The organism is Streptomyces griseorubiginosus (assembly GCF_001514195.1).
GTDB classification, from domain to species: Bacteria; Actinomycetota; Actinomycetes; order Streptomycetales; family Streptomycetaceae; genus Streptomyces; species Streptomyces griseorubiginosus.
On sequence record NZ_KQ948736.1, the window covers coordinates 845774 to 867152 of the forward strand.

The window sequence follows — 21379 nt, forward strand, 5'->3', positions numbered from 1 at the left end:
TGTCACGACCGCCGCCCGGCCGGGTCGTGCGAGCGGCAACACCCCGGCGCCGTCGCCGCCGTTGTGGCTGGTCACTCCGTTCCCCGGGCCCTTCCCCCGCGCGTCCACGCGCCGCCCTCTAGGATGTGCCCGATGCCCAGCCCCAAGCAGCTCCGCTCGCGACCGCGCCTCTGGCGGGCGCTGCTCCTGCTCGGGCTGCTCACAGGGCTGTTGGGCATGCACGGGCTGGCTCCCGGGGGTGGGCTCCACAGCCACGAGGCCATGCGTTCCACGCGTTCCGCGCACGCGGCGACCGTCGCCGCCGACGTCAGCCTCGACCAGGCCTGTCACGACGGCTGCGGCTCCGGACACCTCCATCACGCCGACGCGAGCTGCGCGTCCGGTGCCGTGAGCGGTGGGCCGGTGCTGCCCGCGCTCGCGCCCGACCCCGCCTTCACCGTCGTAGGCGCCAACGAGCCGTGCCCGGACGGGTTCGCGTCCCAGGACGGGGCCCGCGCTCCGCCGTCCCTCTCGGAACTCCAGCTGCTGCGGATCTAGGGACCGCGTGCTCCGACGCGTCCAGATCCCTTCAGCAGCAATGGAGTTCCAGCATGCGTACCACCCGACGGATCGCCGTGTCCGTGAGCGCCGTGTTCACCCTCGCGGCCTGCGGGAGCGATGCCGACAGCGGTAGCGCCCCCTCCCACAACGCCCAGGACGTCTCCTTCGCCCAGGGCATGATCCCGCACCACCAGCAGGCCGTGGAGATGGCGGAACTCGCCTCCGGCCGGGCCTCCTCCGCCGAGGTCAAGGACCTCGCCGGGCGGATCGAGAAGGCCCAGGGGCCGGAGATCACGACCATGACCGGCTGGCTGAAGTCCTGGGACGAGAAGGTCCCCGGGGCGATGTCCGGCATGAACCACTCCGCGCACTCCGGCATGGCCGGGATGATGGACGACGCCGACATGGGCAAGCTCGAGAAGGCCACCGGCGGAGAGTTCGACACCATGTTCCTGACCATGATGGTCGAACACCACGAGGGCGCCGTGAAGATGGCCACGACCGAGAAGGCCAAGGGCGAGTACAAGGACGCCACGGCCATGGCCGGTGACATCGTCACCGCGCAGAACGCCGAGATCGCCGAGATGAAGAAGCTCCTCGACGCGGAGTGACCCACACCTCACGGATAACGAGTCCTTCTCCGGGCACCCGGGGAAGGACTCTCCGGATCCGCGAGGAGCGACAGTGGCGACAGGGCGACTCCCCGATCACGAACAGCGCATACTGGACGAGGTGGAGCGCGCGTTGCGCCGCGACCGCCGTCTGGAGCGCCGGATGCGCACCCATCGGATGCGCCGGTCTCCCGACCTCTCCCGGGTCACCCACTACCGTCCGCATGTGCTGACCGTGGGGCTGCTGCTGACGGTGTCGATCACGCTGATGGTGCTGGGGATCGTCACCTCGCGGCCCGCGGTCATCTGGACGTTCGCGGCCCTGTGGCCGCTGACCCTGTTCGCGTCGTTCCGGCTGCTGTGCCGCTGGACGGAACGCTGACCGTCCCCGCCCTGTAGGGACGGTCAGCCCTCCCCCGGCTCGAACGCCGACTCGATCGGTCGTTCGTCCACCAGGACCCGTCCGCGCGGCGGTCCGCCGAGCAGGGCCCGTGCGGCGGTCAGGAGGTCCGGCGCCACGTGCTCGGCACGCGCCGTCTCCTCCGGGCGGGTCCGCTCGTCCGGTACGAGGATCCCGTGGGCGCCCACCCGGGCGGCGGCCTCGGCGTCCGCCGCGGTGCCGACCACCGCGCAGTCGCCCGGCGCGGTGCACACCCGGCCCGCCGCCCAGAGGATCAGGCCCGGTTCGGGCGGACGGCAGTGGCAGCCCTCGTCGGGACCGTGCGGGCACACGCCCCAGATGTCGAAGGGGCCGAGGAGTTCGTCGACACGGCGGTTGAGGGCCCGTACGCCGGCGTCGCCGAGCCGCCCGTCGCCGGGCCGTACGGCGACGAACCCGGTGCGGACGTCGTACAGCCGCAGCAGGTCGAGCGCCTCACGGGCTCCGGGTGCCGGGCGCACCTGGTCCGGGTCGAGGGCGTCCTCGACGAGAAAGCTGTCGCGGTCGAACAGGACCGTACGCACGCGCGTCATGCGCGCCACCTCCTGGCTCTCGCGTCACTCCATTCCCTGACGGGTAACCACACGGGGGCGGTCCATGCGGGGCCGCTGGTCCACCAGGTCGGGCGGAGGCGGCGAGTTCGGGCGGGGCGTGGCAAGTCCTGGCAGCGCGTGGCAGGGCGTGGCAAGTCCTGGCAGGGCCCGGCGGGCCCGATTACCTAAGATCGGCGGGTGGTCACCTTCCTTCTCGAACGCACCGCCCCGCTCTCCCAGGAGGAGGCCTGGCGCCGCCTCACCGAGTGGCCCCGCCACGGCGAGGTCGTCCCCCTGACGCGCGTCACCGTCGTGCCGCCCGGTCCGACGGCCGAGGGCACTCTGGTGGTCGCCCGTTCCGGGATCGGCCCGCTCGCCTTCGACGACCCCATGGAGGTCATGGTCTGGCGCCCGCCGACGGAGGGCGTCTCCGGTCTGTGCCGGCTGGAGAAGCGCGGCCGGGTGGTGAAGGGGTGGGCCGAACTGGAGGTGCACCCCGGCCCCGGCGGCCGGGCCCGCGTGATCTGGCGCGAGGAGCTGGGGGTCCGCCTCCTCCCCGGCCTGCTGCTGGGCACGGCGGCCCGGTCGGTCTTCGGAAGCGCCCTGAACCGGTTGCTGCGCGGAACGTGATCGGCGGGCCGTGCAACAGTGGCCGGTATGACGGAAGTTGACGGTACGACGGTACGGACCGACGAGGTCGAGGCGCTCGCGGTGGACGGACTCCGTTGGCTCGTGGGGACCGCGCGCGAGACGGCGGACGGCGGACTCCTCTGGCCGTCCGCGCCCTCGGAGAAGGAGCCCGAACCGTGCCTGTACGACGGCACGGCCGGGATCGTCACCGTACTCCTGGAGGCCTGGCGGCACTTCGGCGACGACTCCTGGGCCGATCTCGCCCTCCGCGCGGGCCGCGGTCTGGAGTCCGCGGTCGACGGCCTCGACGACAACTCCCTGTACTTCGGCCGGGCGGGCGTCACGCTGATGCTGCACACCCTGCACGGGGAACTCGGGGACACCGCCTGCGGCGCGGCGGCCGACCGGGCGATGGCTCTCGTACGGGCGGGCTTCGACGGGGAGCGCTGGGGCGAGCTGTTCGAGCTGATGGGCGGCAACGGCGGAATCGGCCTGACCGCGCTGGCGCTCGGTGACCCCGAGTTCGCGGTCCTCGCGGTGGAGCCCTATCTCCGGGCGGCCGAGCGGACCGAGTGGGGTGTCACCTGGCCGCACCGGCCGGGCACCGAGGCGCGTATGCACCACATGTCCCACGGCACCCTCGGCATCGCCTACGCCCTGGCCCGGATCGGGTACGCGACCGGCCGGGCCGACCTCGTGGAGTCGGCGCTGGCCGGGGTCGCGGACGTCGTGGCCCGCGACCAGGACGGCCCGGACGGTTTCCTGGTCCGGCACTCCAACCCGCAGTTCCTCCCGGACCTCATCGAGCCGATCAGCTACGGCTGGTGCCACGGCCCGGCCGGTGACGCCCAGATCTTCCGGCTGCTGCGCGACTCGGACAGGGACACGGGCAGCGACACAGGCCGGGGCACCGGCAGCGAAACGGGAAGGGAAGCGGCCAGGGACACGGAGCCCGGCTCGGACGGCGGCTCGGACGGCGGCTCGGGCGGCGGCTCGGACGGGGACCCGGCCTGGGACGCCCTCGCCGACCGCTGCTGGCACACCATCACGCACTCGGGGCTCCCACGGCGGCTGCGCCCCGGGTTCTGGGACAACCAGGGCCGCTGCTGCGGTACGGCGAGCGTCCTGGCCCTGGCCTCGGACCGGATCGCCGAGGGGCGGCGCGCGGAGGACTTCGCACAGGTCCTGGTCGCCGACCTCGCCGCCCGCGCGGTCCGGGACGGCGACGGGGCCCGCTGGTCCAACGTCGAACACCGGTCCACCCCCAGCGAGTTGGAGCCCCGCACCGGCTGGGCGCAGGGCAGCGCGGGCATCGTGCGGGAGCTGCTGCGCTTCGTCCGGCTGAGCCGGGGCGGTGAGCCGGGGTACGCGTTCGCGTGGCCGGACCAGCCGCCGGTGTCCGCTCAGGCCACGGACCCGATCCGGCGGGGCGCCTCCGCGGTGACGTCGTGATGGATCGGGGTGTGCGCACCGGTGAGGGAGACCCCGCTGCCGCCGCGCCGGGCCGCGACGATCTCGGCGGCGATGGACAGGGCCGTCTCCTCGGGGGTGCGGGCGCCGAGGTCCAGTCCGATGGGTGACCGCAGACGCGCCAACTCCATCTCGGTGACGCCGACCTGGCGGAGGCGTTCGTTGCGGTCGAGGTGGGTGCGGCGGGAGCCCATGGCGCCGACGTAGGCGACCGGGAGGGTGAGGGCCAGCTGGAGCAGGGGTACGTCGAACTTGGCATCGTGGGTGAGGACGCACAGGACGGTCCGGGCGTCGACCTCGGTGCGTTCCAGGTACCGGTGCGGCCACTCGACGACGATCTCGTCGGCCTCCGGGAAGCGGGCCCCGGTGGCGAAGACCGGCCGGGCGTCGCACACGGTCACCCGGTAGCCGAGGAACTTGCCGATCCGCACCAGCGCCGACGCGAAGTCGATGGCGCCGAAGACGATCATCCGGGGCGGCGGCACGGAGGACTCGACGAGCACGGTGAGCGGGGCCCCGCAGCGCGATCCCTGTTCGCCGATCTCCAGGGTGCCGGTGCGGCCCGCGTCCAGGAAGGCGCGGGCCTCGGCGGCGACCGTGCGGTCCAGTTCGGGGTGGGCGCCGAAACCGCCCCGGACGTCGCTGTCGTCGGAGTTCCCGGGCCGTACGACCAGTGCGCGGCCGATGAGTTCCGCCGGACCGGAGACGATCCGGGCCAGGGCCGCCGTCTCCCCGTCTGCGGCGGCTTCGAGCGCGGCCGTGACGGCCGGGCGGACCCGGTCGGCCGCCCGGACCGGGGTGACGAGGATGTCGATGACGCCGCCGCAGGTCAGGCCGACCGCGAAGGCGTCGTCGTCGCTGTAGCCGAAGCGTTCGAGGACCGACTCCCCGTCCTGGAGCGCCTGTTGGCACAGGTCGTAGACGGCTCCTTCCACGCAACCGCCGGAGACCGAGCCGATCGCCGTGCCGTCGGCGTCCACCGCGAGGGCGGCGCCCGGCCGGCGGGGCGCGCTGCCGCCGACGGCCACCACGGTGGCCACGGCGAAGTCACGTCCCTGCTCGACCCACCGGTGCAGCTCGTCGGCGATGTCCAGCATGTCTCGGTCTCCTAACGGAAGTCGTGTACCGGGGGCGGCTAGCGCACGCCCATCCAGCTCTCAATGGGATTGAGGGCGAAATAGACGAAGAAGATCACTGTCAGGGCCCACATGAACGCCCCGATCTCCCGCGCCTTGCCCTGGGCGACCTTGATGGCGACGTACGAGATGACGCCCGCCGCGACGCCCGCCGTGATCGAGTACGTGAACGGCATGATCACGACCGTCAGGAACACCGGGATCGCCGTCGCGCGGTCCGCCCAGTCCACGTGCCGCGCGTTCATCATCATCATCGCGCCGATGACCACCAGGGCCGCCGCCGCCACCTCTCCCGGCACGATGGCCGTGAGCGGGGTGAAGAACAGACAGGCCGCGAAGAACAGTCCGGTGACGACGGAGGAGAGCCCGGTGCGGGCGCCCTCGCCGACGCCGGTGGCCGACTCGACGAAGACGGTCTGGCCGGACGCGCCGGCCACACCGCCGATCGCGCCGCCCGCCCCGTCGATGAACAGCGCCTTGGACAGGCCCGGCATCCGGCCCTGCTCGTCGGCGAGCTTCGCCTCGGTGCCGACGCCGATGATGGTGGCCATCGCGTCGAAGAACCCGGCGAGCACCAGCGTGAACACGATCATGCCGACCGTCATCGCGCCGACCTGGCCCCAGCCGCCGAACTCGACCTTCCCGAAGATCGAGAAGTCGGGCATCGAGACCGCGCTGCCGTGCAGTTCGGGGGCGCCGCTGGCCCACTGCCCGGGGGCGATGGCCCCGACGGCGTTGAGGACGACGGCCAGGACGGTCCCGCCGACGATGCCGAGGAGGATCGCGCCGGGCACGCCTCGCGCCTGGAGCATGAAGATGGCGAGGAGGGTGACGGCGAACAACAGGACGGGCCAGCCCGCCAGTTCGCCCGTCGGGCCGAGCGTCACCGGGGTCGCCTTGCCCTGGTGGACGAAGCCGGCCTTGTAGAAGCCGATCAGGGCGACGAACAGACCGATGCCCATGGTGATGCCGTGCTTGAGGGCCAGCGGGATCGCGTTCATGATCATCTCACGCAGTCCGGTGACGACCAGCAGCATGATGACCACGCCGTACATCACGCACATGCCCATGGCCTGCGGCCACGTCATCACGGGCACGACCTGCGAGGACAGCACGCCGGACACGGAGAGGCCGGCGGCGAGCGCGAGCGGCACCTTGCCGAAGAAGCCCATCAGCAGCGTGGTGAAGGCCGCCGCGAACGCCGTCGCGGTGATGAGGGCCTTCTGGCCGAGGGTGTCCCCGGCGACGTCCTTGCCGGACAGGATCAGGGGATTGAGCAGGAGGATGTACGCCATCGCCATGAAGGTGGTGACGCCGCCGCGCACTTCACGCGCCACGGTGGATCCGCGCCGGGATATGTGGAAGTACCGGTCGAGCCAGGACCGGCCGGCCGGGACGCGGGTGCCTTCGCCCGCGTCGTCGGCGGTGGTCGCCGGCTCGAGTTGCTGTTGGGTCATGGTGCCGTCTCCCAAGGTTCACAGGGGCACCCGTGCGACCGCCTTTTCGGGCACGGGATTTGGGATGTGCACGACCCGGGGGACGGCCCAGGACGGACAGTTGGGGGCCCGGGGGAGCAAGTCCCCCGGGTGACTCGCCGGTTGGTCAGGTGCCGGTCAGGTGTTCCGGCCGTACCGGTGTCCGGTTCAGCTCCAGGCCCGTCGCGTTGCGGATCGCCGCGAGCACAGCGGGGGTCGAGGACAGGGTGGGTGCCTCGCCGATGCCACGCAGCCCGTACGGGGCGTGATCGTCGGCGAGTTCGAGCACGTCGACGGGGATGGTCGGCGTGTCGAGGATCGTGGGGATCAGGTAGTCCGTGAAGGAGGGGTTCCTGACCTTCGCCGTCACCGGGTCCACGATGATCTCCTCCATCACCGCGACGCCCAGGCCCTGGATCGTGCCGCCCTGGATCTGGCCGACGACGGAGAGCGGGTTGAGCGCCTTGCCGACGTCCTGCGCACAGGCCAGCTCGATCACCTTGACCAGGCCGAGCTCGGTGTCGACCTCGACGACCGCGCGGTGGGCGGCGAAGGAGTACTGGACGTGTCCGAAGCCCTGCCCGGTGCGCAGGTCGAAGGCCTCGGTGGGCCGGTGCCGCCACTCCGCCTCGACCTCGACGGACTCGCCCTCCAGCACCTCGGCCAGGTCCGCGAGGACCTCGCCGCCGTCGGTGACGACCTTGCCGCCCTCCAGGAGCAGCTCGGCGGTGGCCCAGGCGGGGTGGTAGGAACCGAACTTGCGGCGCCCGATCTCCAGGACCTTCTCCCGGACCAGCTCGCAGGAGTTCTTCACGGCGCCACCGGTGACGTACGTCTGCCGGGAGGCCGAGGTCGAACCCGCCGAGCCGACCTGGGTGTCGGCCGGGTGGATGGTCACCTGGGCGACGCCGAGCTCGGTACGGGCGATCTGCGCGTGGACGGTGACACCGCCCTGTCCGACCTCCGCCATGGCGGTGTGCACGGTGGCGACGGGCTCACCGCCGATGACCTCCATGCGGACCTTGGCGGTGGAGTAGTCGTCGAAGCCCTCGGAGAAGCCGACGTTCTTGATGCCGACCGCGTAGCCCACGCCCCGCACCACGCCTTCGCCGTGGGTGGTGTTGGACAGGCCGCCGGGAAGCTGACGTACGTCCGAGCCCTGGCTGGACTCCCACTGGCGCTCCGGAGGAAGCGGCATCGCCTTGACGCGGCGCAGGAGTTCGGCGACCGGGGCCGGTGAGTCGACGGGCTGGCCCGTCGGCATGATCGTGCCCTGCTCCATGGCGTTGAGCTGCCGGAACTCGACCCGGTCCATGCCCACCGCGTCGGCGAGCTTGTCCATCTGGGCCTCGTAGGCGAAGCACGCCTGGACCGCGCCGAAGCCGCGCATCGCCCCGCACGGCGGGTTGTTGGTGTAGAGGGCGATGGCCTCGATGTCGACGTCGTCGACCACGTAGGGGCCGATCGACAGCGAGGAGGCGTTGCCGACCACGGCCGGGGAGGCGGAGGCGTAGGCGCCGCCGTCGAGCACGATCCGGCACTTGACGTGGGTCAACTTGCCGTCGCGGGTGGCCCCGTGCTCGTAGTACAGCTTGGCCGGGTGGCGGTGGACGTGTCCGAAGAAGGACTCGAACCGGTTGTAGACGATCTTGACGGGCTTGCCCGTGCGCAGGGCCAGCAGACAGGCGTGGATCTGCATCGACAGGTCCTCGCGGCCGCCGAAGGCCCCGCCGACGCCGGACAGCGTCATGCGCACCTTGCGCTCGGGCAGGCCGAGGACGGGCGCGATCTGCCGCAGGTCGGAGTGCAGCCACTGGGTGGCGATGTAGAGGTGGACGCCACCGTCCTCGTCCGGCACGGCGAGACCCGACTCGGGGCCGAGGAAGGCCTGGTCCTGCATGCCGAACGTGTACTCGCCCTTGACGACGAAGTCGGCCCGCTCGGCGGCTCGTCGGGCGTCACCGCGGACGATCGGCTGGCGGTGCACGATGTTCGGGTGCGGGACGTGCCCGATGTGGTGGTCGTCGCGGTTCTCGTGGACGAGGATCGCGTCGGGGGCGGTCGCGGAGGCCTCGTCGGTGATGACGGGCAGCTCGCGGTACTCGACCTTGATCTTGGCGGCGGCGCGGCGGGCCGTCTCGGGGTGGTCGGCGGCGACGATGGCGACCGGCTCGCCGTGGTGGCGGACCTTGCCGTGCGCGAGGACCGGGGTGTCCTGGATCTCCAGGCCGTAGTTCTTCACCTCGGTCGGCAGGTCGTCGTACGTCATGACGGCGTACACGCCCGGCAGGGCGAGCGCCTCGCTCGTGTCGATGGACACGATCTCGGCGTGCGCGACGGTCGAGCGGAGGATCTGCCCCCAGAGCATGTCCTCGTGCCACATGTCGGAGGAGTACGCGAACTCGCCGGTGACCTTGAGGGTGCCGTCCGGGCGGAGCGTGGACTCGCCGATGCCGCCCTTGGTCGGCGCACCCTGGGTGAGCTTGGTGGGGGTGCCGTTGGGAGTGGACATCTCAGACCGCCTCTCCCTGCCGGGCGGCCGCGAGGCGGACCGCGTCCATGATCTTCTCGTAGCCGGTGCAGCGGCACAGGTTCCCCGAGAGCGCCTCGCGGATGTCCGCGTCGCTCGGGTTGGGGTTGCGCTCCAGCATCTCGTCGGCGGCGACCAGCAGCCCCGGCGTGCAGAAGCCGCACTGGACGGCACCGGCGTCGATGAACGCCTGCTGGATCGGGGCGAGTTCGGTGCCCTCGCCGGTCTGCGAGTCCTGCCCCTCGGGAGAGCGGTGCCCACAGGCACGCTCCTTGGCGTAGTCCGCGAGCCCCTCGACGGTGACGACCTCGCGGCCCTCGACCTGCCCGGCGGCGACCAGGCACGAGCACACCGGGACGCCGTCCAGGCGGACCGTGCAGGATCCGCACTCACCCTGCTCGCAGGCGTTCTTCGAGCCCGGCAGCCCGAGCCGCTCGCGCAGCACGTACAGCAGGGACTCGCCCTCCCAGACGTCGTCGGCTTCCTGCGGACGGCCGTTGACAGTGAAGTTGACGCGCATTACGCAGCTCCCTCCGTGGTGGCGGCGGTGCCGCGGTACGACTCCCAGGTCCAGGTCAGGGTGCGGCGGGCCATGATGCCGACCGCGTGGCGGCGGTAGCTCGCGGTGCCCCGGACGTCGTCGATCGGGTTGCAGGAGGCGGCGCACAGGTCCGCGAACTGCTTGGCGACCGACGGGGTGATGATCTTCCCGTTGTCCCAGAAGCCGCCCTCCTCCAGGGCCGCGTTCAGGAACTCCTCGGCGGCCTTGGCCCGCACCGGCGTGGGTGCGGCGGAACCGATCCCGGTCCGCACGGTCCGCGTCTCGGGGTGCAGCGCGAGCCCGAACGCGCACACGGCGATGACCATGGCGTTCCTGGTGCCCACCTTGCTGTACTGCTGGGGCCCGTCGGCCTTCTTCACGTGCACCGCGCGGATCAGCTCGTCGGCCGCGAGCGCGTTGCGCTTCACGCCGGTGTAGAACTCGTCGATCGGGATGCGCCGCGATCCGCGTACGGACTCCACCTCGACCTCGGCGCCGGCCGCGAGCAGCGCCGGGTGGGCGTCACCGGCCGGGGAGGCGGTACCGAGGTTGCCGCCGACGCCACCGCGGTTGCGGATCTGCGGGGAGGCCACGGTGTGCGAGGCGAGGGCCAGCCCCGGGAGCTCGCCGCGCAGGTGCTCCATGATGTGCGTGTACGGCACGGAGGCGCCCAGCCGCACGGAGTCCTCGCCGACCTCCCAGTCGGTCAGCTCGCCGACGCGGTTCAGGTCGAGCAGGTACTCGGGCCGCCGGTGGTCGAAGTTGATCTCGACCATCACGTCGGTGCCGCCCGCGATGGGCACAGCGGTGGGGTGCTCGGCCTTCGCGGCGAGCGCCTCCTCCCAGCTGGCGGGGCGAAGGAAGTCCATGACCGGCTCTCTTCTTCGTCTCGTGATCGTACGGATCGAGCCAGATCGTGTGCGGCGGCCCAGGCTCGTTCATGTGCTGTTTACGTGGAGTGGAGCCAGTACACAGCGCCGTACTCCGACCGGGTCAGTCACGGAAACCATGAAGGAGTTGGCTGGTCGCGGCCCTCATCTTGTAGATTCGTATGAACGGAGGCCCTCGGTAACCTCCATGGTTTGCTGTGGAAACGTGCGGCACAGCCCACGTGACCTGGGACACAGCCCCGGAGTCGGCAGAAGCCGCTCCTCCTCCACCGGACCCTTCCCCCATCGTAGATTTCGAGACAAAGAACGGCGGCGACGAGAATGCGGCTGCGCGCACTGCTGGACACCGACGCGCTGGGCCTGCGGCTGCTCGGTGGCGAGGGCGAACTGGACCGCACCGTGCGCGGCGTCATGACCACGGACCTGCGCGATCCGAGCCGCTACCTCTCGGGCGGCGAGCTGGTCCTGACCGGCCTCGCCTGGCGCCGGGACGCCGCCGACTCGGAGCCGTTCGTACGACTGCTCGTGCAGGCCGGAGTGGCAGCGCTGGCGGCCGGCGAGGCGGAGCTCGGGGACATCCCGGACGACCTCGTCGTGGCCTGCGCCCGGCACCGCCTCCCCCTCTTCGCCGTGCACGAGTCGGTGGCGTTCGCGACGATCACCGAGCATGTCGTACGGCAGGTCTCGGGCGAGCGCGCGGGCGACCTGGCGGCCGTGGTGGACCGGCACCGCCGCATGATGACCTCGGGCCCGGCGGGCGGCGGCCCGGACGTGGTCCTGGACCTCCTCGGCTCCGACCTGGACCTGCGCGCCTGGGTGCTGTCCCCCACCGGCCGGGCGATCGCGGGCCCGAAGACGGCGGGCCCGGGCCTTCCGGCGGACCTCTGCGCGAAGCTCGCGGCGGAACACCTGGCGGCGGCCCGCACCGGCCGCCGCGGACCGCACCGGGTCACGCTCGGCTCGTCGACGTACTCCCTGTTCCCGGTCCGCAGCTCGGGCCGCTCCCCCCACGCCTCCCGGGACGTCCGCGAGACGGTCCTGTCCGACTGGCTGCTGGCGGTGGAGGCGGACGCCGGTGACTGGCCCGAGGAACGCCTCGACCTCCTCCAGGGCGTCACCCAGCTGATCGCGGTGGAGCGCGACCGCAGGGACGCGGCCCGCACTGTCCGCCGCCGCCTCGCCCAGGAGGTCCTGGAACTGGTCCAGACGGGAGCGGCACCGGCCGAGATCGCCGCCCGCCTCAGGGTGGCCGCCCCGGTGCTGCTGCCCGGACTCGGAGCCGCCCCGCACTGGCAGGTGGTGGTGGCCAGGGTCGAGTGGCAGGACGCCGAACTGGAGGGCGGCCCGGTGGCCCAGTCCCTCCTGGAGGAGATCCTGGTGGACCCCCTCGCGACCGGCCCCGAGCCCTCCGACCGCATCGCGGTGGCCCACACCGGCGACGAGGCGATCGCCCTGGTCCCCCTGCCCGCCGTCTCGACGGAACACGACGGCTCGGAGACGGGCATCCTCGCCGACGCCCTCCTCGCATCCGTCCGCGATCCCCTCTCCGCGGGCCTGGACGGCGACGGCCGGGTCACCCTCGGCGTCAGCGCCGCGGTCCACTCGGCCGAAGGCCTCCGGGGCGCCCTGGAGGAGGCGCGGCACGCCCGCCGGGTGGCGGCGGCGCGCCCCGGCCGGGTCTGCGCGGCGGGCCACCAGGAACTGGCCTCGCACGTCCTCCTCCTTCCCTTCGTCCCGGACGACGTCAGACGAGCCTTCACGGCCCGCCTCCTCGACCCCCTGCGCGACTACGACCGCCGCCACCGGGCCGAGCTGATCCCCACCCTCGAGGCCTTCCTGGACTGCGACGGCTCCTGGACCCGCTGCGCGACCCGCCTCCACCTGCACGTCAACACGCTGCGCTACCGCGTCGGCCGGATCGAGCAGTTGACGAGCCGCGACCTGTCCCGCCTCGAGGACAAGCTGGATTTCTTCCTGGCACTGCGGATGAGCTGAAACCCACGAGCCCCCGACTCCCACGACTTTGTGAATTCCTTCACCCACCCCCTTGGCCGGGCCCGCGGATTCATGCTGAACTGCGCCCACCACTCATAGCTCGATGGCGCGCTCGGGGAGGGCAACGTGGCGCATACCGCCATGTCTGGTAACGGAACGACTGCCGGTGACGATCCACTCCAGACCGCGGTATGGCGGCTGCGCTCGAGAGCCTGCTGGGCCGACGCGGCCGCCCTGCTCCAACCGGTCACCGCACAGGCGGCCCTCCAGCGGACAGCGCTGCTGGTGGAACGCTGTCTGTACACCGAACAGGGCTGGGCGGAGGCGGAGGACGCGCTGCGCACCGCCGAGGCGCTGGCCCACAGCGACGAGGAGCGGGGCGCGGCCGCTTGTGAACGGGGGCACCTTGCGTACGCGGCGACGGTGCACGGGGTCCGTGACCGGGCGGACGAGGCGAGGGCGGCGCTCGGCCGGGCCGCCGCGCTGATCGCCCCGGGCGCCGAGGGACGGGCCCTCCTCGACTTCCGCCGGGGCCTGCTGGCGGAGAACCTGGCCCACTCCCCCCAGTCGGCCCGCGCGGCCTACCGCCGCGCCCACGCCGGAGCGACGGCCCAGTCCGACCCGCTGCTCCTCTCCTGCACCTGGCGCCACCTCGCCGGACTGGCCCTGCGGGACGGCGAGTTGGCCGAGGCCCGCCACGGCTTCGCCGAATCCCTCCGGATCCGCGAGGAGTTGGGCTACCTCGTCGGCACGGCGCCGGCGCTGGCGTCCCTGGCCGAGGCGGAGGTCGAACCCGAGGCCACGAGACTCCGCGAGGAGGCCCGCCGTTTGCACCGCCTGCTGGGCGGCATCCCGACATGGCTCTCCCGCCAGTTGACTCCGCCGGCGGCATCGGCGTGAGCGACTGAGGGGCGCCTAGGGGGGGGTGCCGGGGTCGGTTGTCAGGCGGCTTGAGGTCTGTTGTGGCTGGTCGCGCAGTTCCCCGCGCCCCTGGGTGGGTCATGGGGACGCACGCCACGACGCACTGTTCGCCGCGTACGGCGCGCAGGGGACGGGGTGGGGGGTGTCCGCCCGCAGCGGCCGGCGTCCGGAACCGAGCGCATCTCAAAGTGACCGAGCCGCCGGACCGAGGACGGATACCCCCCACCCCGGCACCGACCCCAAACCGAACGGAACGCGCTACGCACGCCCCCACCGGACAGAAACGGGCCGCCGCAGGCATTTCAGGGGCGCGGGGAACTGCGCAAAACGCCCGCCCCCACCAAGCCGCAGACGACGGACCAACCTCACGAAACGCCGGCGAAATGCCCGCCCACCAAAACCCGCACCACATCCACGTCCCGAGCCATCAACGCGTCCAGCAACGCCACATGCTCCCCCGCATCCGCCACCAGATCACCCCGCCCCCGCGACGAAACACCCCCCACCAACGGCCACTGCGACCGCCGATGCAAGTCCTCCGCGATCTGGACCAGTTGCTCGTTCCCCGACAACCCCAGCACCCCGCGGTGAAACGCCCGGTCGGTCTCCGCGTACGTCGCCCGGCACCCCGACGCCGCCGCCCGCACCGTCGCCTCCGCCAGCGGCCGCAGCTCCGCCCACCGTTCCACCGACACGGTCCGCGCCAGCCGTACCATCACCGGCACCTCGATCAGCGCCCGCACCTCGGCCAGCTCCGCCAGCTCCCGGGCCCCCCGCTCGACCACCCGGAACCCCCGGTTGGGAACGACCTCGACGGCCCCCTCCAGCGCGAGCTGCTGCATGGCCTCCCGCACGGGCGTCGCGGACACCCCGAAACGCTCCCCCAGCGCGGGCGCCGAGTACACGTCCCCCGGGCGCAACTCCCCCGCCATCAACGCCGTACGCAGAGCGTCCAGGATCTGCCCCCGCACGGACGCCCGCTGCACCACCGGCCGCGGGATCGGCACCTCGCTGTGCGTGTGCTCACCGCGCGCGTGCTCACCCTGCTCGTGCTCAGCCCTCATCTCGGACGCCCGCGTCTGCGGCGGCACCCGGACGTCGGCGGCCAGGGCCTCCCGCACGTCCCGCCCCACACCCTTCACGGGCCCTCCTCGGACGTGTCAGCACTTGGGGTCATTACGACGGGTTGTTACTCACCCGTCAAGCACCTTAGGCGCAGAACGCCTCAGTTCAAATCCCGAAAGCCTTGCTAAGGTAAGCCTTACCTTTGAAGCAGGCCCGCCGCCAGACCGACCGCGAACGGGTGGCCCCACATGCCCACACCACCGCCCACCCCCGTTTCCATCGCGACCCCCGCCACCCCCGCCTACGCCCGCCTGACCAAGGCCCTGCCCGCCCTGACCGTCACCGAGCTCCCCCCGCTCACCCCCCTCCCCTCCACCGACGGCTGGGTCACCGCAGCGGACCTCGCGGGGAACCCCGCCGCGCTGGACGCGTTCCTCGCCTGGGACCACGAGCAGGTCCTCAGGGACAACCACCGGCCGGGCCGTCCGGACGTGATCGCCGGCTTCGGCCTGCACCGCTACGCCTGGCCGGCCTGTCTCCTCTTCACCGCCCCCTGGTTCCTCCACCGCAGGGTCCCCCGCTACCCCGTGACCCACGTCTCCTACGACCGCACCCGGGGCCCGATGGCCCTCGCGGTGCACCCCAGCTCGTTCGCCTGCCTCCCGGACGACCCCGCGGCGGCACTCCCGGGCGCACGCCCGGTCCCCGACGAGGAGTCCCTGCGCGCCGAGCTGCGGGACGCGATCGCCGAGCACATGGAACCGCTGCTCACCGCCTTCGGCCCCCGTATGCGCCGCCGCGGCCGGGCCCTGTGGGGCATGATGACGGACGAGATCGTCGAGGGGATCTGGTACGTCGCCGGACTTCTCGGCGAGCACGAGAAGCGCCGGGCCGAGCGCGAACTCGACCGGCTCCTGCCCGGAACCACCAAGCCGTACGTCGGCTCCCCCGCGTTCCGGATGCTGGCCGGCCCGGACGGCGTGACGCTGCCCACCCGGGACCGGGTGAGCTGCTGCATGTACTACACACTGGCCCCGGACGACACCTGCGCCACCTGCCCGCGCACCTGCGACACGGACCGGATCGCCAAGCTCACCGCGGTCGCCGCGAGTTGAGCCGCCGTCAGGGGGACCCCCCGTGCACACCCCTCGGACGGGTCCCGTAAGATCAACGCCGACTGAGACGCCCGTTCGGTTACAGGCACTTCACAACTTCCTCACTTGGCGCAGGAACTTTCCGGAGAACCACCCGTACGGGTAGTCTTATTCGAACTCAACTCCCGCCCCTCAAGCGGCAGTTCGAGCAAAACGCTGCCCTGGGCAACTCCCTTGCACTTCCTTGGCGGCCACTTGCCCCGAAACCCCCTGAGGGCCGGTGGGAGTGGGCCACTATGGCGGGCGTTACGCCCTATCCCAATGCAAGGGACCCCCAGATGAGACTGACCGACATATCGCTGAACTGGCTGCTTCCGGGCGCCGTACTGCTCCTGGGCATGCTGGCGGCGGTGGCGGTGCTCGCGCGGAGCAAGCGGTCCGGCGGGGAGCACGCGAAAGACGACTCCTGGGAGCGCAGCGAGGAGCGCCGCAGGCGCAAGGAAGCCATATACGGCACCGCCTCCTATGTTCTCCTCTTCTGCTGCGCGGCGGTCGCCGCCGCCCTTTCCTTCCGGGGCCTGGTCGGCTTCGGTGAGGAGAACCTGAGCCTCTCCGGCGGCTGGCAGTACCTGGTGCCGTTCGGACTCGACGGCGCGGCGATGTTCTGCTCCGTGCTCGCGGTGCGCGAGGCCAGCCACGGTGACGCGGCCCTCGGCTCCCGGATACTGGTGTGGACGTTCGCCGGTGCGGCGGCCTGGTTCAACTGGGTGCACGCCCCGCGGGGCTTCGGCCACGACGGCGCCCCCCAGTTCTTCTCCGGCATGTCCCTCTCCGCGGCCGTGCTGTTCGACCGCGCGCTGAAGCAGACCCGCCGGGCCGCGCTCCGCGAGCAGGGTCTGGTGCCGCGGCCGCTGCCGCAGATCCGTGTGGTGCGCTGGCTGAGGGCGCCCCGTGAGACGTACAAGGCCTGGTCGCTGATGCTGCTGGAGAACGTCCGCAGCCTCGACGAGGCGGTCGACGAGGTCCGCGAGGACCAGCGTCAGAAGGAGACCGCCCGCATACGGCGGCGGGAGCAGCAGCGCGTCGAGCGTGCGCAGCTCAAGGCCATCAGCCGTGGCCACCGTGGATTCGTCGGCCGGGGACGGCAGTTGGAGCAGGCGCCGCAGGCCGCGGCTCTTGAGCGCGCGTCCGCGGAGCCTGCCATATCGACGCCGGAGCCCCAGCCGCTGCCCGTACGGCAGCGTCCTTCGCTCCAGCCCGTTCGCCATGGGGCTGACTCCTCCGTCGACCTCACCGCGGAGGACGACACAATGGCTCTGCCGCGTCTCGACTCGCTGGAGCGCAAGCTCAAGGATCTTGAGCAGCAGTTCGGCTAGGGAAGCCGAGGCACCATGGGAAGGGGGCGTGACCGACGCGGTCACGCCCCCTTCCCGTTGCCGTCTTTCAGGCCGCTTCGGCGTCCAGTTCGAACCAGACGGACTTGCCCACCCCGTGCGCCCGTACGCCCCAGGCGTCCGCGAGGGACTGCACCAGGACCAGGCCGCGGCCGTGCGTACTCTCGCCCGCTTCGGGTATCCGCATCCTGGGCCGGTGGGCCACGAAGTCCCGTACCTCCACCCGCAGCGCCTGCGGGCCCACGGTGGCCGTGACGACCGCGTCGTGATCGGTGTGGACGAGTGCGTTGGTGACCAGTTCGCTGGTGAGCAGTTCCGCTATCTCCGATCGTCCGGGCCTGCCCCACTGCCGTAACAGCTCGCGCAGGGCCCTGCGAGTCTCCGGTACGGCCCCCAGGTCCGCCCGCTCCAGTCTCCGCCGGAGCTGTGGCGACCGCGCCTGCTCCAGGGTGCCGTCGGTCGTCTCCTCCATGGTCTGTGCCGAGAAGGCCCCTCCTGTCGTGGGACCGCCTCCTCGTGCCTGCCTCTTCATGACCCCCGCCCGCGTGCCGATGTCGGTTCCCCTCCTGCTCGAACACGTTCACGGGGATCCATGCCCCGTAGTTCAGGCGGCAGTCATGTCGAATCATCAACACCAGGTGTTCGGCCACAGTTGCGGCGGCGGCCCCGGTCCCGCCCGCGGAGCTGCGGATTCCCTCACCGCGACGCCCGGACCGCCGTGCACGAAGACGGCTCCCGGCCGCGCCGCGCCGCGCCGCTCGACGTCCGTGCCTCCGGACTCGCCTCACGGCATGTGCCCGGCGAACCGGTACCGGCACACCGGTCCTCCGGCTCGCAAAGCCCCTGCTGGGAGCGGTGGTTGAGGCCGAGGGCGGTCCTGCCCGGGGACGCTGGGTCGCAGGCACGGCCCGGAACACCCGGGTGGGGCCTCAGGGCTCACGGGCGGGTGACTGTCGTACGGCACCTCGGACGGCCCCGGGACGGCGAGCGGAGGTGCGCCGGTTCATCCGGCCGGGCGTCGGCGGCCGGTCCCGCGCTGCCACACGGCAAACGGCCCACGCGGCCCCGGGACACCGGGACGACACCGCATGGGCCGATTCACCTACGCCCGGCTGCCGTTCCCGCCGTAGCCGGCGAAGAGCCGGGGCAGGCGGGAAACTGGCCGGATTCTGCCGTCACTTGCCTCCGCTGCTCTTGCCTCCTACGCCCTTGGTGCCGATCCCCTTGGTGCCGATGTGGAAGATCTTGTGGGTGTCGCGGGTCATGTCGACGACGAGCGTGCTGGTCTGGCCGGCGCTCCACGTGAGGGTGACGACGGCCTCCGTGTGCTTGTTGTTTCCGCTCTCGGTGACCTTCCAGGCGAGCGGGACGTTCTGGGCGCGCAGGACGCCGTCGGCGTGCTCCCTCTCCTCCCAGGCGTTCAACTCCTTCTGGAAGGCGGGCGTGAGGTAGTGGGCGCGGAGCGCGTCCCGGAGGTCGCCGCTGCCCTCGTCGGTCACCGCGTCGATGTACGTGCCGTAGAAGTCGGCGATGCGGGTGAGGTTGTCGGAGGGCTTCCCGCCGACGCTGCGCGGAGCTTTGGCGGAGGCCTGGGCGGTGGCACCGAGGCCGAGGGCCAGGGCGAGGCCGACGGCCAGGGCGGTACGGCGGGTCCTGGTGCTGCTGTTCATGTCTGATCCCCGTTTTCAGGTGCTGTGCGCTGCTGTGCGTGCTGTGCGCTGGTGTGGTGTGCGCTGGTGTGGTGTGCGCTGCTGTGTCGTGGTCCGGAGCGGGGCCGCCCGCCCGACCCCCGTGCGGGAGGGCGGCCCCGCCGGTCAGTGGAGCTTGTTGACCGCGGTGACGGTGGTCTTCTTGAAGGCCTTCACCGGGGCGTCGCCGAGGCGGCCCATCTCGCCCCAGTTGACGACGGTCACGGTGCGGCCGTCCCGGCCGACCGACATCAGGTGGACGTCGAGGGCGCCGAAGGACGTCTCGGTCGCGAGCCCGTACACATGGGCGCCCTCCTCGACGGACAGCTTCCCGAAGTCCTTGCCGGTCGCGCTGGTCTCCGGGTCGGCCTGCTCGATCCTGGTCGCGCAGTTCTTGAAGTCCCGGTTCAGCTGGGAGACGAGGCTCTTCGCCGTCGCCGTGTCGCGCAGCACGAGGGTGACCTGGCGGGCGCCGGTCTCCAGCTCGGTGCGGAACTCACGGTTCCAGGCGGAGGAGCGGGCCGGGACGCCGGCCTCGGCGCAGACGCCGAGTCCTGCCTCGCCCACCCCGACGGTGACCTTGCCGGCTGTCCAGTCGGAACTCGGGTGCGGCGGGAGGTCGGCGGCCGCGAGGAAGCCGGGTGCCTTGGGCGCCGCCTGCGCCGGAGTGGCGAGCGTCGCGCCGAGGGCGAGACCGGTGAGGGCGAGAGCGGAGAGCGCGCCGACTCGAGTGCGCATGAACATGGATGTCCCCCGTGATGAGTGCATGAGTGATCGCATGCATGAGTGATGAGTGCATGAGTGCATGAGTGCATGTGTGATGAGTGCATGAGCGTGGAATGACGCCCGCCGCCGGCTGGTCGGTCCGGCCCTGGTCGGTGCGACACCAGAAGCATCGGCTGTCACAGCAGGTCGGCGCAACGACTGACGGCCTTTTCGGAGCGGTGGAACCATCCCACCCCTTCTGACGTGCAGGTATATGGTGGGCCTGGGATACCGGATCAGGGGGGAATCGTTGTCCGCACCCGAACCGCAGGACGAGGTCCAGGAGTTCGCGGCACTGCTGCGGCGCCTGAAGGAACGCACGGACCGCAGTTACGGCTCGCTGGCCCGGCGCCTGAGCATGAACACCTCGACCCTGCACCGCTACTGCGCCGGCGACGCGGTGCCGCTCGACTTCGCTCCGGTGGAACGATTCGCCGCGCTGTGCGGGGCCTCGGCCGAGGAACGGATGGATCTGCACCGGCTGTGGCTGTCGGCGGTGGCGGCGAGGCAGCGGCCCCGGACGGCGGAGGAAGCCACGGCGGCGTCGCCGGCCCCCGGTGGAGACGATCCCGCCGACGCGGCGGTCGGTGACGCGGCTCCGGACGCGGCGGTCGGTGACGCGGTTACCGGCGACGAGACCAGCGCCGCCGACGGTGATGATGACGGTGACGACAGGCTGCTCGCGGGCCCCGGTCCCGCTGCTCCCCCGCCCCGCCCCTGGTACCGCCGTCGGCGGATCGCCGTCACCGCGGCCGCCGCGGTGGCGCTCCTTGCGACGCTGGGCAGTCTGTCGGCGCTGCCCTCGGGGCGTTCCGGGTCGGACACGGTCGCCGAGGCGCCGGGCCCCTCGTCCCGCACAGCGGCGTCGAGCACGCCCGACCGCTCCCCGTCCACCTCACCGAGCCCGTCCGCCACCACCTCCGGCTCCCCGAAGCCCAAGGGCGTCGGCGGGAGCCCGTCCGCGTCGGCGTCGGGCGGAGGTTCGGCCTCCCAGGGCGGCGGCAAGGCCGGGAAGCAGGGCGGCTTCACGGGAACGCCGCTCACCTGGACCGCCGACTCCCACGTCTGGTTCGGAGGCTGCGGCCACGACTACGTCATCACCAAGCCGCCGGCCCAGGTCCCGCCGCCCCCGGTCTCGCAGGACGCGGCGCAGTGGGCGGCGACGCAGGGCGCGATCCACGGCCGGCAGACCATGGTGCGGATCTCGGTGCAGGGCCGCAGCTCCACGGCGGTCGTCCTGGAGGACCTCCGGGTCCGGGTGGCCTCGCGCGGCGAGCCGGTCCAGGGCAACTCGTACGCCATGGAGCAGGGGTGCGGCGGCGCCCTCACCCCCCGTGAGTTCTCCGTCGATCTCGACAAGGACCGGCCGATCGCCCGGTCCAAGCCCGGCAACGACGGCGGGAACGTCATCCCGGCCGTCAAGATGCCGTACCGGGTCTCCTCGACGGACCCGGAGATCCTGCTGGTGACCGCGGAGGCGGTCACCTGCGACTGCACCTGGTACCTCGAACTGGACTGGTCCTCCCAGGGCCGCACCGGCACGGTCCGGATCGACGACCACGGCAAGCCGTTCCGCACGACGAGCATCAAGGGCCTGCCCCGCTACTGGTACGGCACGGACGCGGCCGGTCAGCGGGCCTGGGTGGAGTACACCGACTGAGG

General features: G+C 72.0%; 20 protein-coding genes. 10 read left to right on the top strand and 10 right to left on the bottom strand.

The features are described 5' to 3' along the window. Positions 1 to 132 precede the first annotated feature (132 nt). From AQJ54_RS16420 to AQJ54_RS16430, 3 genes are all read left to right on the top strand, one after another. Positions 133 to 537, top strand: a complete 405-nt coding sequence (locus tag AQJ54_RS16420; RefSeq protein WP_062238065.1) for a DUF6153 family protein — start codon at positions 133 to 135, stop codon at positions 535 to 537. A 53-nt stretch (positions 538 to 590) separates the two neighbouring features. Then, a complete protein-coding gene (locus AQJ54_RS16425) occupies positions 591 to 1151 on the top strand; it encodes a DUF305 domain-containing protein (protein WP_062238067.1) in 561 nt (186 codons plus the stop codon). A 73-nt stretch (positions 1152 to 1224) separates the two neighbouring features. Beyond that, positions 1225 to 1533 carry a DUF3040 domain-containing protein gene (locus AQJ54_RS16430; protein WP_062021514.1) on the top strand — a complete coding sequence of 103 codons (309 nt, stop codon included), beginning with the start codon at positions 1225 to 1227 and terminating at the stop codon, positions 1531 to 1533. Between the two features lie 23 nt (positions 1534 to 1556). On the opposite strand, the gene AQJ54_RS16435 is transcribed toward AQJ54_RS16430, so the two are convergent. Further along, on the bottom strand, positions 1557 to 2123 hold the full coding sequence (locus AQJ54_RS16435) for an HAD-IIIA family hydrolase (protein WP_062238069.1): 567 nt from the start codon (positions 2121 to 2123) through the stop codon (positions 1557 to 1559). A gap of 198 nt (positions 2124 to 2321) precedes the next feature. Here AQJ54_RS16435 and AQJ54_RS16440 point away from each other — a divergent pair, with 198 nt between their 5' ends. Both AQJ54_RS16440 and AQJ54_RS16445 read left to right on the top strand, forming a co-directional pair. Next, positions 2322 to 2753 carry an SRPBCC family protein gene (locus tag AQJ54_RS16440; RefSeq protein WP_062238070.1) on the top strand — a complete coding sequence of 144 codons (432 nt, stop codon included), beginning with the start codon at positions 2322 to 2324 and terminating at the stop codon, positions 2751 to 2753. A 27-nt stretch (positions 2754 to 2780) separates the two neighbouring features. Further along, positions 2781 to 4205 (top strand): lanthionine synthetase LanC family protein, encoded by a 1425-nt coding sequence (locus tag AQJ54_RS16445; protein ID WP_062238072.1) that lies wholly within the window; start codon positions 2781 to 2783, stop codon positions 4203 to 4205. On the opposite strand, the gene AQJ54_RS16450 is transcribed toward AQJ54_RS16445, so the two are convergent. From AQJ54_RS16450 to AQJ54_RS16470, 5 genes are all read right to left on the bottom strand, one after another. Next, positions 4157 to 5320 (bottom strand): XdhC family protein, encoded by a 1164-nt coding sequence (locus tag AQJ54_RS16450; RefSeq protein ID WP_062238073.1) that lies wholly within the window; start codon positions 5318 to 5320, stop codon positions 4157 to 4159. The genes AQJ54_RS16445 and AQJ54_RS16450 overlap by 49 nt on opposite strands. 38 nt (positions 5321 to 5358) lie before the next feature. Beyond that, a complete protein-coding gene (locus AQJ54_RS16455; RefSeq protein WP_062021530.1) occupies positions 5359 to 6816 on the bottom strand; it encodes an NCS2 family permease in 1458 nt (485 codons plus the stop codon). A 145-nt stretch (positions 6817 to 6961) separates the two neighbouring features. Then, the gene (locus AQJ54_RS16460) at positions 6962 to 9346 is read right to left on the bottom strand and encodes a xanthine dehydrogenase family protein molybdopterin-binding subunit (protein WP_062238075.1); all 2385 of its coding nucleotides are present in this window, start codon (positions 9344 to 9346) and stop codon (positions 6962 to 6964) included. A gap of 1 nt (position 9347) precedes the next feature. Next, complete coding sequence (locus AQJ54_RS16465; protein WP_062021536.1) at positions 9348 to 9884, bottom strand: (2Fe-2S)-binding protein; 537 nt, start codon at positions 9882 to 9884, stop codon at positions 9348 to 9350. Continuing rightward, positions 9884 to 10774, bottom strand: coding sequence for an FAD binding domain-containing protein (locus tag AQJ54_RS16470; RefSeq protein ID WP_062021538.1), 891 nt, complete (start codon positions 10772 to 10774; stop codon positions 9884 to 9886). Before AQJ54_RS16470 ends, AQJ54_RS16465 begins: the two co-directional genes overlap by 1 nt. A 342-nt stretch (positions 10775 to 11116) precedes the next feature. Between AQJ54_RS16470 and AQJ54_RS16475 the strand changes: the two genes are divergently transcribed. After that, positions 11117 to 12790 carry a PucR family transcriptional regulator gene (locus tag AQJ54_RS16475; RefSeq protein WP_062238077.1) on the top strand — a complete coding sequence of 558 codons (1674 nt, stop codon included), beginning with the start codon at positions 11117 to 11119 and terminating at the stop codon, positions 12788 to 12790. Between the two features lie 126 nt (positions 12791 to 12916). Next, entirely contained in the window at positions 12917 to 13690 is a 774-nt protein-coding gene (locus tag AQJ54_RS16480; RefSeq protein ID WP_062238078.1) for a hypothetical protein, read from the top strand. Positions 13691 to 14076: 386 nt separating this feature from the next. Here AQJ54_RS16480 and AQJ54_RS16485 read toward each other — a convergent pair whose 3' ends face one another. Further along, positions 14077 to 14853 (bottom strand): GntR family transcriptional regulator, encoded by a 777-nt coding sequence (locus AQJ54_RS16485; RefSeq protein WP_062238080.1) that lies wholly within the window; start codon positions 14851 to 14853, stop codon positions 14077 to 14079. A 171-nt stretch (positions 14854 to 15024) separates the two neighbouring features. On the opposite strand from AQJ54_RS16485, the gene AQJ54_RS16490 reads away from it, so the two are divergent. Further along, entirely contained in the window at positions 15025 to 15891 is an 867-nt protein-coding gene (locus AQJ54_RS16490) for a (2Fe-2S)-binding protein (protein WP_062238082.1), read from the top strand. Between the two features lie 317 nt (positions 15892 to 16208). Beyond that, on the top strand, positions 16209 to 17246 hold the full coding sequence (locus tag AQJ54_RS16495) for a DUF2637 domain-containing protein (protein WP_020133516.1): 1038 nt from the start codon (positions 16209 to 16211) through the stop codon (positions 17244 to 17246). Between the two features lie 67 nt (positions 17247 to 17313). Here AQJ54_RS16495 and AQJ54_RS16500 read toward each other — a convergent pair whose 3' ends face one another. The 3 genes from AQJ54_RS16500 to AQJ54_RS16510 all read right to left on the bottom strand — a co-directional run bounded on the left by AQJ54_RS16500 (position 17314) and on the right by AQJ54_RS16510 (position 19696). Continuing rightward, a complete protein-coding gene (locus AQJ54_RS16500) occupies positions 17314 to 17736 on the bottom strand; it encodes an ATP-binding protein (RefSeq protein WP_062021553.1) in 423 nt (140 codons plus the stop codon). A gap of 703 nt (positions 17737 to 18439) precedes the next feature. After that, the gene (locus AQJ54_RS16505) at positions 18440 to 18934 is read right to left on the bottom strand and encodes a hypothetical protein (protein WP_062238084.1); all 495 of its coding nucleotides are present in this window, start codon (positions 18932 to 18934) and stop codon (positions 18440 to 18442) included. Between the two features lie 144 nt (positions 18935 to 19078). Further along, entirely contained in the window at positions 19079 to 19696 is a 618-nt protein-coding gene (locus tag AQJ54_RS16510) for a hypothetical protein (protein ID WP_062238087.1), read from the bottom strand. A gap of 235 nt (positions 19697 to 19931) precedes the next feature. Between AQJ54_RS16510 and AQJ54_RS16515 the strand changes: the two genes are divergently transcribed. Beyond that, complete coding sequence (locus AQJ54_RS16515; protein ID WP_107121073.1) at positions 19932 to 21377, top strand: helix-turn-helix domain-containing protein; 1446 nt, start codon at positions 19932 to 19934, stop codon at positions 21375 to 21377. The last annotated feature ends 2 nt before the right edge of the window (positions 21378 to 21379 follow it).